The sequence below is a fragment of the Streptomyces sp. 7N604 genome (genome assembly GCF_052245475.1).
Classification (GTDB): domain Bacteria; phylum Actinomycetota; class Actinomycetes; order Streptomycetales; family Streptomycetaceae; genus Streptomyces.
Genome location: NZ_JBQQBX010000024.1, coordinates 102,379 through 115,615, shown reverse-complemented (window position 1 = coordinate 115,615; position 13,237 = coordinate 102,379). Strand labels below are relative to the sequence as shown.

The following is a 13,237-nucleotide window of genomic DNA, read 5'->3' as shown; positions in this document are numbered from 1 at the left end:
AGGCCGCAGGCCACCAGGCGTCCACGGCAGGTCAGGCGCCCGCCGCCGTCCCGTCCTCCTCCAGCGCCTCCACGCCCGCCTCCTCGGGCACGAAACCGGGGACCCAGGCGGTGAGTTCGTCGCGCAGCCGGACCGTGGCACCCAACTGGCAGAGCACTCCAATGGTGCTCAGCGTGACCCGGTGGATCAGAAGGTAGGCGGGCGGCAGGTTGAGCTGCCGGCCCAGCTGGTGCGCGGGCGAGCGGGGGTCGGCGATACGGGCCGCCTGCGTGCGCATCCAGTTCCGCGTGAACGTGAACTCCTCCGCCCGGGCGGGCTCGATGATGGGTAGCAGATAGTCGAGCACCGCCTCCGGGTCCAGCTCGACCGTCGGCTTGACGAAACCCTCCTCGCACAGCATCCGGTACACCGGCTCTGCGTCGCCGTCGAGCGTCATCCGCAGCGAGGTGCCGATGGTCGGGGGCAGGCCGTCCGGCAGCCGGTCGACCGTGCCGAAGTCCAGGACCCCCAGCCGCCACTTCTCGGGCGGCCCGCCGTCCGCGTCGCCGACGAGCAGCCGGAAGTTCCCGGGGTGCGGGTCCGCGTGCAGCAGCCCGGTGCGGGCCGTGCCGGAGAAGAGGAATCGGGCCAGCAACTGTCCGGCGCGGTCCCGCTCCTCGCGTCCGCCGTGCGCTATGACCTCGGAGAGCGGCACCCCCTCCATCCACTCGGTGATCAGCACCTGGTCGCTCTGGTGCACCACATCGGGCACGACCACATCCGGGTCGTCGGCAAACTCCGCGGCGTGTATACGCTGGGCCTGCGCCTCCAGGCCGTAGTCCAGCTCTTCCGAGACGCGGTCGCGCAGCTCGGAGATGAGCGGTTTGATGTCCATCCCCGGAATCAGCGGCCCCAGCAGCCGGGCGAACCGGCCGAGCTGGGTGAGGTCGGACAGCAGCGCCTCACCCGCGCCCGGATACTGGACCTTGACGGCCACTTCGCGCCCGTCGTGCCACACCGCGCGGTGCACCTGCCCGATGGACGCCGCCGCCGACGGCTTGTCCTCGAACTCCTCGAACAGCTCCCGCCAGTGCTCGCCGAGCCGCTCCTCCAGCACCGAGTGCACCGTCCGCACCGGCATCGGCGGGGCGGCGTCCTGGAGTTTCGTCAGCGTCGCACGGTAGGGCCCCGCCACCTCCTCCGGCAGCGCTGACTCGAACACCGACAGCGCCTGCCCGAACTTCATCGCGCCGCCCTTGAGCTCGCCGAGCACCTTGAACAGCTGCTCGGCGGTGCGCTGTTGGAGCTCCCGGCCGACGATCTCCGCCGACCGGCCGCCGATCCGTTTGCCGAGACCCCAGGTGGCCCGGCCGGCGATTCCCAGTGGCAGCGCGGCCAGCTTGGCAGTACGCGTGACCGCCTTCCGCGGAAGATCCGACATTCGCCCCTCCAACTCCACTGCATCCTCCGGGAGGGCTACCCCCCGAGCCACGCCGCAGACGGCGGTCGCCCGGCCATTGTCCCGTGCGGCTCGTCCCTGGCGGAGGGGGATTCCCCTGCGCGCGGAGATTCCCTTGCGGAGGCGGATTCCCCTGCGGAAGGAGACTCCCCGGCCGAGGTGTCCGCGTCTGCCGCCCGAGCCGCGCCGCAGCGGCAGGCCGCGTGCGGGGCGACCGGTCGCGCCTCCCACGCCAGGTCCGGCAGCGCGAACTCCAGCCGTGCCCCGGCGCTGAGCGGAAGCCGCCCGTCGAGAAAGCTCAGTGCGTGCGAGGCGGCGAGTCCTGCCACCACCGTCGCCAGTGCGGTGTCGCACGCCATCACCCCCGAGCGGCTGCGCCCCGACCGCCACTGGGCCAGCATCCGGGGCCATGCGGGCTCCCGTTCGGCCCGTTCCAGAGCCAGGCAGCCCGCACAGGCCGAGCCGCCCGGCAGCACCAGCGGCCCCACCACGCCCGTGCCCTCGATCACGCCCGCATACAGATGAGGCACCCCCGAGGCGATCAGCTCGTCGGCGACGACCGGGTCGGGTGCGTAGGCAGCGAGCCCGTCGCGCGGTGCGAGCACCACCAGAGCCGTCGCCGTACCCGACGCCGCGAAGGGTCCGGCGGCCCCGGCCGTCCCGGCAGCCCTTGCCGCCGCGGCCGCGGCATCCGGCCCCGTGCGCCGTGGACGCCGGCCGGGCGACGCCGCCCGTACGACTCTCCGTGCGGCCACGCTCCGCCGCTCGCCTACGGATTCGGGCGGCAGACCGGACGGCGCGACGTCCCACGGCTCGACACATCCGCCGTCCATCACGTCGACCCGGCCGACCCCCGAGGCCGACAGTGCCGCCGCGACGGCCGCGCCGACCCGTCCCGCGCCACGCACCTGCACGCGTATGGCCGCCCGCGCGGACATCCGCCGCACCGCGCCGCCCGGCTCCGGATGCACCACGGACAACGATGCGAGGTCCGGCCTCAGCCGGTCCCAGGCCGCGGCCCGGTCCTGCGCGACCGAACGGTTACCCCGGTCCTGCGCGACCGAGCCGCCGCCCCGGTCCTGGGCGACCCAGCGGTCGCCCCGGTCCGGGTCGACCATTCCCGGCGGCCCGCCCGCCGCCGTAGCGTCGTCGAGCAGCCCGGCCGCGCCGAGCCGGTCCACCAACTCGTCGACCCGGTCGGCCCCGAGACCCATCGCCTCGGCTTCCAGTCGCAGCAGCGGCAGGCCTCGGGTGCCGTCGAGCAGTCCGAGGAAACTGCCCGTCGCCGTGTCCACCGGTCCCACGACCACCGCGTGCGCCGCTGCCACGCCGAATTGCACGTTCTGCCGGTCACGCCAGCCGCGCCGCAGCGCGGGCTTGAGCATCGGATGCATGATTCCGCCCCCCCGTTGATCCCTGTTGCTCCCCGTTCGCCCCGGTCGATCGATCCGACCGGCCTCCAGCATGCCCGTACCGCGATTCAGCTGCGGAAAGTTGTCCACAGGCGGTGTGGATTAGTCATTCAAATTGCGCACACCCATCGAGGGGCGGGACTTCCCCCGCCCCCAGCAGGTAACGTCGGGGCGTGTCCGCCGACCCACTGCACCGCGCCGGGAGCGCGCAGCGCAGCGCAGCCAGCCAGCCCGCCCGCGGCTCGGGGACGAGCGCGGTCGAGGTCAGGAGGAGTGCCCGGCGGCGCAGAACCGTCTCCGCCTACCGCGAGGGCGACCGCACCGTCGTCCTCATCCCGGCCCGCATGTCCGAGGCCGAGGAGAAGCGCTGGGTGACCGTCATGCTCGACAAGCTCGCGGCCCAGGAGAGCAAGCGGATGCTGGGCGACGGTGAACTCGCCAGGCGAGCTGAGCAGCTGTCCGACCAGTACCTCAACGGACGGGCCCGCCCGACCACCGTCCGCTGGGTCACCAACCAGAACACCCGCTGGGGCTCCTGCACCCCTGCCGAGGGCAGCATCCGCCTGTCGCACCGCCTCCAGGGCATGCCCGAGTACGTCATCGACTACGTGCTGGTTCACGAGTTGGCGCACCTGCTCGTGCCGGGCCACGGACCGCGCTTCTGGGAGCTGCTGAAGGCGTATCCGCGGACGGAGCGCGCCCGCGGATACCTCGAAGGCGTGGTCGCGGCGGACCGGCTGCCGCATCTGCCCGCGGCCCGGAGCGAGTAGTCCGTATCGGCCACGCGGGCCGACCGCGCGCGGCTTGCGCACCGGCTGCAGCACCGGCCCCGCAGCACCGGCCCCGCACCAGCCCCGTATCGGCCCGGTACCAACCCGGCACCGGCATCGCCCGCTGTCTGCCCCAGCGGTTAGCCTGACGCAACGCTTTCACCGCTGTAATCACCGCTGTAATCACCGCAGTGATCATCGCTGTGATCGCCGCTGTATTCACCGCTCGGATGGGGGACGGTCGTTACGTATGGCCAGGGAATTCCAACGCGGCCACAAGGCCAAGATCAGTGACCTGACAGCGGGGACGGATCTGTACGTAGGAGTGCAGATCTCCGGGCCCGGACTGTCCTTCGACATCAGTTGTTTCGGCCTCGACCGCGACGAACGGCTGTCGGACGACGGGTACTTCATCTTCTTCAACCAGCCGAAGTCGCCCGAGGAGTCGATCCAGCAACTGGGTGCGCAGGCGGGCGACACGGAGTCGTTCCGCGTCACGCTCGACCGCATCCCGGCGAGCATCCAGAAGCTCTCCTTCACCGCGACCATCGACGGTGCGGGCCAGATGTCGCAGGTCGGGCCCGGCTACATCCGAATCGTGGCGGGCGGCGAGGAAGTCGCCCGCTATTCCTTCACGGGCGGGGAGTTCACCACCGAACGAGCGGTGATGCTCGGCGACTTCTACCTCAAGGACGTGTGGCGGTTCGCCGCCGTCGGGCAGGGGTTTGACGGCGGGCTCGATGCCCTGCTGAAGAACTTCGGCGGTGAGGTGCTCGAGGAGGAGGGGGGTGGGGCGGCTCCGCAGCAGCCGCAACAGGCCGCGCCCGGTTTCGCACCGCCCCAGGCGGCCGCTTCCGCGCCGGGCTTCGCTGCCCCGGCCGCCCCGCAGCCCGCCCCGGCCGCCCCGACACCACCACCGCAGCCCGCTCCACCCGCTCCCTCCGACCCGCAGGTGCACACCGCGCCCACGATCGCCGCGCCCATCACGTCTCCGGTCCCCGACCAGCACACCCCGCCCGGCGGTCAGGTTCCGCCGCCGCCCGGACAGCCGGGGCAGCCCGGACAGCCGGGTCAGCCCGGTCAGCCGGGCCAATTCCCGGGTCAGCAGCCCCAGTACGGCCAGCCGCCGGGTCAACCCGCCCCCTACGGAGCCCCTCTGCCCAGCCAGGCCCCGCCCGCCGCGCCGGGGCAGCCGTCCTATGGAGGCCAGCCCCAGCCGGGTCAGTTCCCCGGCCAGCAGGGCCCGTACGGTCAGCCCGGCCAGGCGGCACCGGCCCCCGCCCCGTACGGCCAGCAGCCCGCCCCCTACGGCCAGCCCGCCGCGACCGGTGCGCCCGCCGCGACCGGTGCGCCCACCGCAGCCGGTTCGCCCGCCGCAGCCAGTGGGCCCACCGCGCCCGGGCTCGGTGCGGCCCTGGACAAGTACCGCGAGGCGCCCACCGGTCAGCGCTGGACCCTGCAGAACCAACAACTCATCCGGATCGACCTCGGCGCCGACGGCCAGCCCGTCCTCGCCCGCCAGGGCAGCATGGTGCTCTATCAGGGCAAGGTCGACTTCAGCTACAAGGGAGCCGGTTTCGGCGGCCGGATCGTCGGCAACGCCACCGGCCAGGAGATGCAGCTCATGCGCTGCGCCGGCCGCGGCCAGGTCTTCCTGGCCGAGGACGGCTCGCATGTCCACCCGATCGAGCTCCAGGGCGACGCGATCTGCGTCTCCGCCGAGAGCGTCCTGGCCTTCGACGAGTCGCTGCAGCATGAGGTGCGCCGGATCGAGGGCCACGGTATCCCCGGCGGAGCGCTGTTCACGATGCAGTTCCAGGGCACCGGCACCGTGGTCGTGAAGACCCAGGGCGTCCCGGTCGTCCTCCCCGTCACCCCGACCACGTTCGCGGACAGCAACGCCATCGTCGCCTGGTCCGCCGCCTCGCAGGTGATCATCTCCAGTCAGGTGCGGCTGCGCCGCAACGCCTACCCGGGCCACAGCGGGGAGACCGTGAACCTCCAGTTCCGCGGCGCGCCCGGCAACTTCATCGTCGTCCAGCCCTACGAGGTCTGAAGGAGCCCGTCATGGACCAGACACTGATCGCGGGCTACGCCCCGACCCCGATGGCCGCCCGCATGGAGAACCACGGGCGCAGCATGCTCAAGGTCGCCATGCAGAGCGGCCAGGACCTCTTCGCGCGCACCGGCTCCATGGTCGCGTACGAGGGATTCGTGCAGTACGAGCCGAACCCGCCCGCCGTACGCCAGATGGCCTCCCAGTGGTTCACCGGCGAGGGCGCCCCGCTGATGAAGTGCAGCGGCGACGGCCTGCTCTACCTCGCCGACTACGGTGCGGACGTCGTCTGCATCAACCTCAACAACGACTCCGTCTCGGTCAACGGCACCAACCTGCTCGCCTTCGACGCCCACCTCCAGTGGGGCGTCCAGCGCGTCAAGGGCATGGCCAAGTTCGCCGGGCAGGGACTCTTCAACGTCGGGCTCTCCGGCACCGGTTGGATCGCCCTGACCTCCCGCGGTACTCCGATCGTCGTCGACTGCGGCCGCGGCGAGGATGAGACCTACGTGGACCCGGACGCGCTCGTCGCATGGTCAACCGGCCTGAAGATGAAGGGGAAGCGGAGCTTCAAGGCCTCCTCCATGATCGGGCGTGGCAGCGGCGAGGCGTACCAGATCGGCTTCTCCGGCCAGGGATTCGTCGTCGTACAGCCGAGTGAGGACAGCACTGACCGGCTCCGGACCCGGGGCTGAGGGGGAGCGAACACACCATGCAGAGCCCGCTTTTCGGCTACACCGAGAACCAGACCCAGGACCGCTACGCGCTGCAGAACCCGCAGATGCTGCGCGTCGCGCTCACCGGACACGACGACGTCCTCGCCCGTAAGGGCGCGATGGTCGCCTACCAGGGGCTGCTCGAGTTCGACGGCGAGTACCAGACCCAGGGCCAGCGTCGCGCCCGCGCCCACACCGGCGAGGGCCTCGACCTGATGCGCTGCTCGGGCCAGGGCACCGTCTACCTCGCCAACCTCGCTCAGTACGTCCACGTAGTGGACGTGGACCGGGACGGGCTGACCGTCGACAGCGCCTACGTCCTTGCGCTCGACTCCGCGCTGCACTGGGAGGCGATCGCGGTGGACAGCCAGTTCGGCATCTCCGGGTCCGGCGCGTACAACCTGCAGATCTCCGGCCAGGGCAAGGTCGCGCTGATGACCTCGGGCCAGCCGCTGATGCTCCAGGTCACCCCGGACAAGTACGTCAACGCCGACTCCGACGCCGTCATCGCCTGGTCCACCTCGCTGCGGGTCCAGATGCAGGCGCAGACGTCGTCCTCGAGCGTCTACCGGCGGCGCGGCAACACCGGCGAGGGCTGGGAGCTCAGCTTCCTCGGCCAGGGTTACGCCCTGGTCCAGCCCAGCGAGCTGCTCCCGCCGCAGAACGCGGTGATCGGCCAGGGGATGGCCGCCCAGTACGGCATGGGCCAGCAGGGCGCCCATGGCCAGAACCAGGGCAACATCTGGTCCAACCGCTAGAGGACGGCAGCGGACGGACCGCCCCCGCGCGGGTGCGGACGGACCGCACCCGCGCGCGTCAGCCTCGCAGCAGCGTGCGGGTGCGGTCCACCAGCCGTACGACGGACTCGTCCGCCACCGCGGCCACCTCGTCGTACGCGAACCAGCGCAGGTCCAGCGACTCGTCGCTGATCGCCGTCACCGCGCCACCGGGCGCGAGAGCGGCGTATTGCACGTCCAGGTGCCAGGCGCACGGCGTGCGGTGGCGGTCCAGGCGCGCCGGGCCGGCGGGCAGCAGCGTCAGTCCCTCGATCCCGGACTCCTCGGTGGCCTCCCGCAGGGCGGCCCCGGCCAGGGTGGTGTCCTGCGGCTCGCAGTGCCCGCCCATCTGCAGCCACATCCGCAGCTTCTTGTGCAGGGTCAGCAGTACGCGGCCACCTGCCGGGTCGACCACCAGGGCGCTCGCCGTGATGTGCCCGTCCCGGCAGGACTTCCACATCCCGTCCGGGTGCGCAGCGAGGTGATCGCCGTACGCGAGGCGCAGCCGCTCCTGATCCGCATCCGGCGCGGGCCACTCCTTCAGGGCCCGCGCCGCGGCCTCGTACAGGCTCACTTCTCGCTGTCGCCCTCGCCGCCGCTGTCCCTGGGCTCGCCGTCCCCTTCGGCCTTGTCGCCCTTGTCGAGCCGCGGCTTTCCGTCCCCGCCCGCCGCCTCGCCGAGCATCTTGTCCAGCTCGGCGAAGTCCAGCTGCTCGCGGTGCACGAAGCCGTCCGGGTCGTCCAGGTCCCCGGCCGTCGGCAGCATGTCCGGATGGGCCCACAGGGCGTCCCGGCCGTCAAGCCCGCGCGCGTCGGTGAGCGAGGCCCACAGCCGCGAGGCGTCCCGCAGCCGCCGCGGCCGCAGTTCGAGGCCGATCAGCGTGGCGAAGGTCTGCTCCGCCGGGCCGCCGCTCGCGCGCCGCCGGCGCAGCGTCTCGCGCAGCCGGTCGGCGGACGGCAGGTGCGGCGCGGCCGCGGCGTGCACCACCGCGTCGACCCAGCCCTCCACGAGCGCCAGCGCCGTCTCGAGGCGGGCCAGCGCCGCCTTCTGCTCCGGGGTGTCCTCCGGCTGGAACATGCCCTGCTGCAGCGCCTCCTGGAGCTGCTCGGGGTGCGTCGGATCGAGCTGGCCGACCACGTCCTCGAGCTTCGCGGTGTCGACCTTGATCCCGCGCGCGTAGCCCTCGACCGCGCCGAAGAGGTGCGAGCGCAGCCACGGCACGTGGGCGAACAGCCGCTGGTGGGCCGCCTCGCGGAGCGCGAGATAGAGCCGTACCTCCTCCGGTGGGACGCCGAGATCCTTGCCGAACGCCTCGATGTTCACCGGCAGCAGCGCTGCCTTGCCCGCGGGCCCGAGCGGCAGCCCGATGTCGGTCGAGCCGACCACTTCGCCCGCCAGCATGCCCACGGCCTGGCCGATCTGAGTGCCGAACATGGCGCCGCCCATGGAGCGCATCATCCCGAGCAGCGGGCCCGCCATGGCCTGCATCTCCTCGGGCAGTACGTCGCCCATGGCCGCGCCCACGCGCTCGGCGACCGGGTCCACCAGGTCCTTCCACACCGGGAGGGTCGCCTCGACCCACTCGGCGCGGCTCCACGCGACCGCCGCACCCGAACCGGACGGCAGCGAGGTGACGCCGTCCAGCCACAGGTCCGCCAGCCGCACCGCCTCCTCGACGGCCGCGCGCTCGCCCGGCGAGACGCTCGCGTCCTTGGTGCCGTCGGAGGTGCCCTGCGCGACGGTCTGCCGCGCGATGTCCTTGGCCATGTCCCAGTTCACCGGGCCGCCCTCGTAGGAGAGCATCTGCCCGAGGCGCTGGAAGGCCGCTCCCAGGTCGTTCGGATTCAGCGAACCGAACATCGCGGCGAACGGGTTCTCCCCACCGCTCCCCCCGCCGAACCCGAACGGATTCGCGGGGCCCTGATTGCCGCCCTGGCCGCCCTTCTTCTTGCCGTCGTCGCCGTCGTCCGGCTCCTCCGGCGGAAGGCCGAATCCGAATGGGGTGTCACTCACGGGTTTCCTCGGCTCTTAGGGCCGCCGGCCCGGGGCCGGCGGCGACTGCCCGACATCACAACCCAGCGTAGACACCCTGCCCACCTCTAGGCTCGGTGCTTGGCTGCCCGGAAGCCTGCGGCAGGATGGACGCCACCTGGTACGTACGCGTCACTGCCCGTACGTACTGAAGACAACCGCTGGAGCCGCCCGGTGAGTTCCCCAGACCGAGAAGTTCGCGCAACGCGAAACGAGGCCTCGGCGCCCGCGCGCCGGCCCGTCGTCGCGGTCACCGGCGCCGCCTCAGGCGTCGGCGCCGTGCTGACCCGGCGGCTGGCCGACTCCGAGGAGATCAAGCAGGTCGTGGCCATCGACGAGCGCCGCGGCGAGGTCTCCGAGGCCCAGTGGCACCTGCTCGACGTACGGGATCCGGCCATCGCGGAGAAGCTGCGGGGCACCGACGTCGTCGTGCACCTCGCGCTCGACCTCAACCTGGGCGCCGACCCGGCCGCCCGAACCGCCTACAACGTGCGCGGCGCCCAGACGGTGCTGACCGCGGCCGCGGCCGCCGGGGTGCACCGTGTCGTCCTGTGCACCTCGGCCATGGTCTACGGCGCGCTGCCCGACAATGATGTGCCGCTCGCCGAGGACGCGGAGCTGCGCGCGACCGCCGAGGCCACCGGCGTGGGCGACCTGCTGGAGATCGAGCATCTCGGCCGCCGTGCGCCCCGCGCGCACCCCGGCCTCAATGTCACGGTGGTAAGGCCCGCCATCCTGGTGGGCGGTACTGACACCGCCCTCACCCGCTACTTCGAGTCCCCTCGTCTCCTCGTCGTCGCCGGGTCCCGTCCGACCTGGCAGTTCTGCCACGTGGAGGACCTAGCGAGCGCCCTGGAGTACGCGGCGCTCGGGAAGGTCGACGGCGAACTGGCGGTCGGCTGCGACGGCTGGCTGGAGCAGGAGGAGGTCGAGGAGCTGACCGGCATTCGGCGCATGGAGCTCCCGTCCGCCGTCGCGCTCGGCGCCGCCTCCAGGCTGCACCGGCTCGGCCTCACTCCGTCCCCCGCGGGCGACCTCGCGTACACCATGCACCCCTGGGTGGTCAGCGGCAGCCGGCTGCACGACGCCGGCTGGCGTCCTGGGTGGACGAACGAGGAAGTCCTCGCGGAGCTGCTGGAGGAGGTCGCGGGCCGCCATACGGTCGCGGGCCGCCGCCTCGGCCGCAAGGACGCGACGACGCTCGGGGCGGCGGGGGCGACCGTCGCCCTGGTCGGCACGGCGGCCCTGGTCAGGCGGGCTCGCAAGGCCCGCCGCAGGGGCTGACGCACCTGACTCGCGGAGCGGGTGCGACGCATGGCGGAAGAATTCTTCCGCCATGCGGGATGTCTGGGATTCCTTAATCGAAACGGGTACGGCACGATGGACGCCATGGCACGCACGTACGACCACCCCGGCGAGGCGCCGGCCCCCAACCCGATCCGCCTCCTCGCGATCCGCGACACCCCGCTGTCCGTCGACGAGGTCTTCGCGGCGGTCGGGGACGACTCCGCGGGCGGCACCGCCCTCTTCGTGGGAACCGTGCGCGACCACGACGGCGGGGCCGATGTCGCGGCTCTCGGCTACTCCGCCCATCCGACCGCCGAAGCGGAGCTTCGCCGGGTCGCGGAGAAGGTGGCGGCCGACTTTCCCGTCCGGGCCATGGCCGCCGTTCACCGGGTCGGCGACCTCGCCGTGGGCGACCTGGCCGTCGTCGTGGCCGTCTCGTGCCCGCACCGCGCCGAGGCTTTCGCCGCCTGCCGCCGCCTGATCGACGACCTCAAGGCCGAGGTCCCGATCTGGAAGCACCAGCAGTTCGCGGATGGAGACGAGGAGTGGGTCGGCGCGTAGCGCCGCCGGGGCCTTGCGATCACTGATGGCCCACCAACAGCCCCTCCCTGGTTGCGTAACCGGCACCCTGCGGTGAGCGTTGATCGGGCGGATGGTTAATCTGCTGATCAGTCAGTTGCGGTTGTCAGTTCTAGATGCGCATGGGGTCGGGAGGCCGGTATGGCGGCGCTCGCTTGGTTGCTGATTCCGGTTGTCGCGGCTGTCGTCGCGGCCGCGTGGGCCCGCTGGGCCGCGCGTAACCGCAAGGTCGGCGACGTCGCCGAACTGGCCGGGTACGAGCGGTTCCGAGAGGCCATGGAACGTTCCCGCACCGGCGACTCCGACGCGGCGGCCTGAGCGCCCCCGCACCGGGCCCCGAGGGCCCGGGCGACCCCGTACGGACCGGCCCCGGGAGTGCACTGTCGGACCAGTCCCGTACTGTCGTTCTCATGCCACGCCGCACCGCGACGCTGCTCGCCTCCACCCTGATTCTCATTGCGCTGCTGTGTGCAGGGGTGCTGATTCCCGTGCCGTATTCGGAGATGTCTCCCGGTCCGACGGTGAACACTCTCGGCGATCATGGTGGCGAGCCGGTGCTGCACATCTCCGGGCGCAAGACCTATCCGGCGAAGGGCCATCTCAACATGACGACGGTCCGGGTGACCGGCGCCGACTACCGGATGAATCTCGTCGAGGCGGTCGCCGGCTGGCTCTCCCACGATGACGCGGTCGTCCCGCACAGCACGCTCTACCCGGACGGCCAGACCGCGGAGCAGGCCAATCAGGAGAACGCCGAGGAGTTCAGCCAGTCCCAGGAGAGCGCCAAGGTCGCGGCCATGAACGTGCTGGATATACCGGTCTCCGCGCGCGTGGTCGTGGCATCCGTCGTCAAGGACAGCCCCGCCCAGGGCACGCTGCACGCCGGGGATGTGATCAAGGCCGTGGACGGCAAGCCGGTCACGAAGCCGGGCGATGTCGCCAAGCTGGTCACGCAGCACAAGCCGGGGCAGCAGGTCAGCTTCACCATCGTCCCGGCCAAGGCGGCGGCCGCCGCGGAGAAGGCCGGCAAGCCGGAGCCGGGGACCCGGGAGACGGTCTCCATCACCACGCGGAAGGCGCCGGACGACGACCGGGCGATCGTCGGCATCCAGGCGGGCACCGACCACACGTTCCCGTTCGAGATCGACATCAAGCTGGCCGACGTGGGCGGCCCGAGCGCCGGGATGATGTTCGCCCTCGGCATCGTCGACAAGCTGACCCCCGGCGACCTGACCGGCGACAACTTCGTCGCGGGCACCGGGACGATCGACGACGAGGGCAAGGTCGGGCCGATCGGCGGCATTCAGATGAAGACGGTCGGGGCCCGTGACAAGGGCGCCCGGTACTTCCTGACGCCCGAGGACAACTGCGCCGCCGCGGCCAAGGACAAGCCCTCCGGCCTCACCCTGGTGAAGGTCGGAACGATTGACGACGCTGTGAAGGCCCTGGAGCAGATCCGCGCGGGGGACACGGCCGACGTCAAGCGCTGCACGAAGGGCTGAGCCCGGTAACCCCGGCCCCGGCCGCACCGCCTGCTCCGCGAAAGGTCGCGGACCGCCTACTCCGCGAAGGTCGCGGCGAGGGCCTCGGCGAGCCCCGGTACGAGGTCGGAGCCGGTGAGCACTTCGGTCGGCGAGTCCTTCTCACGCAGCCGCAGCGCCGTCTCGCGCGCACCGTCCCGCAGCACCGCCACGGTCATCCTGACCTCCTGGCGGTCCGGGTGCTCCGCAACCCACTTCGTGAGCTGCCCCTCGTCCATGCCCTCGGGCACGGACGCCTCGGCGGACGGCGGCAGCATCAGCCGCTCCACGGTCAGGGCGCAGCCGACCACCGCGTCAGGCCAGGCGATGGTGGCGAGGAACTCGTCGAGCGGCGCGCCCCTCGGCAGCTCGTCCTGCTCCACCGGGGTCAGGGTGGCCTCGGCGTCGTTGTCGATGCCGAGCTGGGCGGCGAGCCCCGGTTCCTGGGCGCGCAGTTGATCGGTGTCGACGAGGGCGAAGAGACGGGCCGGCTGGTCCCAGCCGAGCCCGGCCGCGTACTCGTCGATCTCGAGTACGGCGCGGGTGAGCGGGCTTGCGGCCATCGGAGCACCCGAGGCGGAGGAGAGGTTGGACATGGTCAGTATCTTGCCCTGTTCGTAACCGGAATCGGGAACCGAGTAAAGCTTGAGTA

13 protein-coding genes are annotated in these 13,237 nt (G+C 71.9%); 8 read left to right on the top strand and 5 right to left on the bottom strand.

Annotation, left to right across the window (positions count from 1 at the left end; all coding sequences use genetic code 11):
- Positions 1–31: 31 nt before the first annotated feature.
- Entirely contained in the window at positions 32–1,420 is a 1,389-nt protein-coding gene (locus ACTWP8_RS25750; protein ID WP_443319596.1) for an ABC1 kinase family protein, read from the bottom strand.
- Positions 1,421–1,455: 35 nt separating this feature from the next.
- Entirely contained in the window at positions 1,456–2,832 is a 1,377-nt protein-coding gene (locus ACTWP8_RS25745) for a ThiF family adenylyltransferase (protein WP_443324494.1), read from the bottom strand.
- A gap of 191 nt (positions 2,833–3,023) precedes the next feature.
- On the opposite strand from ACTWP8_RS25745, the gene ACTWP8_RS25740 reads away from it, so the two are divergent.
- From ACTWP8_RS25740 to ACTWP8_RS25725, 4 genes are all read left to right on the top strand, one after another.
- Entirely contained in the window at positions 3,024–3,620 is a 597-nt protein-coding gene (locus ACTWP8_RS25740; RefSeq protein WP_443324493.1) for a M48 metallopeptidase family protein, read from the top strand.
- Between the two features lie 250 nt (positions 3,621–3,870).
- Complete coding sequence (locus ACTWP8_RS25735) at positions 3,871–5,676, top strand: TerD family protein (RefSeq protein WP_443324492.1); 1,806 nt, start codon at positions 3,871–3,873, stop codon at positions 5,674–5,676.
- A gap of 11 nt (positions 5,677–5,687) precedes the next feature.
- Positions 5,688–6,371 carry an AIM24 family protein gene (locus tag ACTWP8_RS25730; RefSeq protein ID WP_443324491.1) on the top strand — a complete coding sequence of 228 codons (684 nt, stop codon included), beginning with the start codon at positions 5,688–5,690 and terminating at the stop codon, positions 6,369–6,371.
- Between the two features lie 17 nt (positions 6,372–6,388).
- The gene (locus ACTWP8_RS25725; RefSeq protein WP_443324490.1) at positions 6,389–7,150 is read left to right on the top strand and encodes an AIM24 family protein; all 762 of its coding nucleotides are present in this window, start codon (positions 6,389–6,391) and stop codon (positions 7,148–7,150) included.
- 58 nt (positions 7,151–7,208) lie between these two features.
- Here the strand turns inward: ACTWP8_RS25725 and ACTWP8_RS25720 are convergent, their stop codons facing one another.
- Both ACTWP8_RS25720 and ACTWP8_RS25715 read right to left on the bottom strand, forming a co-directional pair.
- On the bottom strand, positions 7,209–7,742 hold the full coding sequence (locus ACTWP8_RS25720; protein ID WP_443324489.1) for an NUDIX hydrolase: 534 nt from the start codon (positions 7,740–7,742) through the stop codon (positions 7,209–7,211).
- Positions 7,739–9,181, bottom strand: coding sequence for a zinc-dependent metalloprotease (locus ACTWP8_RS25715; protein ID WP_443324488.1), 1,443 nt, complete (start codon positions 9,179–9,181; stop codon positions 7,739–7,741). The genes ACTWP8_RS25720 and ACTWP8_RS25715 overlap by 4 nt, the downstream gene beginning before the upstream one ends.
- A 192-nt stretch (positions 9,182–9,373) precedes the next feature.
- Between ACTWP8_RS25715 and ACTWP8_RS25710 the strand changes: the two genes are divergently transcribed.
- The 4 genes from ACTWP8_RS25710 to ACTWP8_RS25695 all read left to right on the top strand — a co-directional run bounded on the left by ACTWP8_RS25710 (position 9,374) and on the right by ACTWP8_RS25695 (position 12,567).
- Positions 9,374–10,483, top strand: coding sequence for an SDR family oxidoreductase (locus ACTWP8_RS25710; RefSeq protein ID WP_443324487.1), 1,110 nt, complete (start codon positions 9,374–9,376; stop codon positions 10,481–10,483).
- 96 nt (positions 10,484–10,579) lie between these two features.
- Positions 10,580–11,047 (top strand): molybdenum cofactor biosynthesis protein MoaE, encoded by a 468-nt coding sequence (locus tag ACTWP8_RS25705; protein WP_443324513.1) that lies wholly within the window; start codon positions 10,580–10,582, stop codon positions 11,045–11,047.
- A gap of 159 nt (positions 11,048–11,206) precedes the next feature.
- The gene (locus ACTWP8_RS25700; RefSeq protein ID WP_443319605.1) at positions 11,207–11,383 is read left to right on the top strand and encodes a hypothetical protein; all 177 of its coding nucleotides are present in this window, start codon (positions 11,207–11,209) and stop codon (positions 11,381–11,383) included.
- A 92-nt stretch (positions 11,384–11,475) separates the two neighbouring features.
- A complete protein-coding gene (locus ACTWP8_RS25695) occupies positions 11,476–12,567 on the top strand; it encodes a YlbL family protein (protein WP_443324486.1) in 1,092 nt (363 codons plus the stop codon).
- 56 nt (positions 12,568–12,623) lie between these two features.
- On the opposite strand, the gene ACTWP8_RS25690 is transcribed toward ACTWP8_RS25695, so the two are convergent.
- Positions 12,624–13,181 (bottom strand): PPA1309 family protein, encoded by a 558-nt coding sequence (locus ACTWP8_RS25690; protein WP_443324485.1) that lies wholly within the window; start codon positions 13,179–13,181, stop codon positions 12,624–12,626.
- Positions 13,182–13,237: the final 56 nt, after the last annotated feature.

Excerpts from the sequence above, each read along its gene's own strand:
- ACTWP8_RS25700 (WP_443319605.1), top strand. The coding sequence starts at position 11,207 with ATGGCGGCGCTCGCTTGGTTGCTGATTCCGGTTGTCGCGGCTGTCGTC.
- ACTWP8_RS25730 (WP_443324491.1), top strand. The coding sequence starts at position 5,688 with ATGGACCAGACACTGATCGCGGGCTACGCCCCGACCCCGATGGCCGCC.
- ACTWP8_RS25735 (WP_443324492.1), top strand. The coding sequence starts at position 3,871 with ATGGCCAGGGAATTCCAACGCGGCCACAAGGCCAAGATCAGTGACCTG.
- ACTWP8_RS25750 (WP_443319596.1), bottom strand. The coding sequence starts at position 1,420 with ATGTCGGATCTTCCGCGGAAGGCGGTCACGCGTACTGCCAAGCTGGCC.
- ACTWP8_RS25725 (WP_443324490.1), top strand. The coding sequence starts at position 6,389 with ATGCAGAGCCCGCTTTTCGGCTACACCGAGAACCAGACCCAGGACCGC.
- ACTWP8_RS25745 (WP_443324494.1), bottom strand. The coding sequence starts at position 2,832 with ATGCATCCGATGCTCAAGCCCGCGCTGCGGCGCGGCTGGCGTGACCGG.
- ACTWP8_RS25690 (WP_443324485.1), bottom strand. The coding sequence starts at position 13,181 with ATGTCCAACCTCTCCTCCGCCTCGGGTGCTCCGATGGCCGCAAGCCCG.
- ACTWP8_RS25695 (WP_443324486.1), top strand. The coding sequence starts at position 11,476 with ATGCCACGCCGCACCGCGACGCTGCTCGCCTCCACCCTGATTCTCATT.
- ACTWP8_RS25705 (WP_443324513.1), top strand. The coding sequence starts at position 10,580 with ATGGACGCCATGGCACGCACGTACGACCACCCCGGCGAGGCGCCGGCC.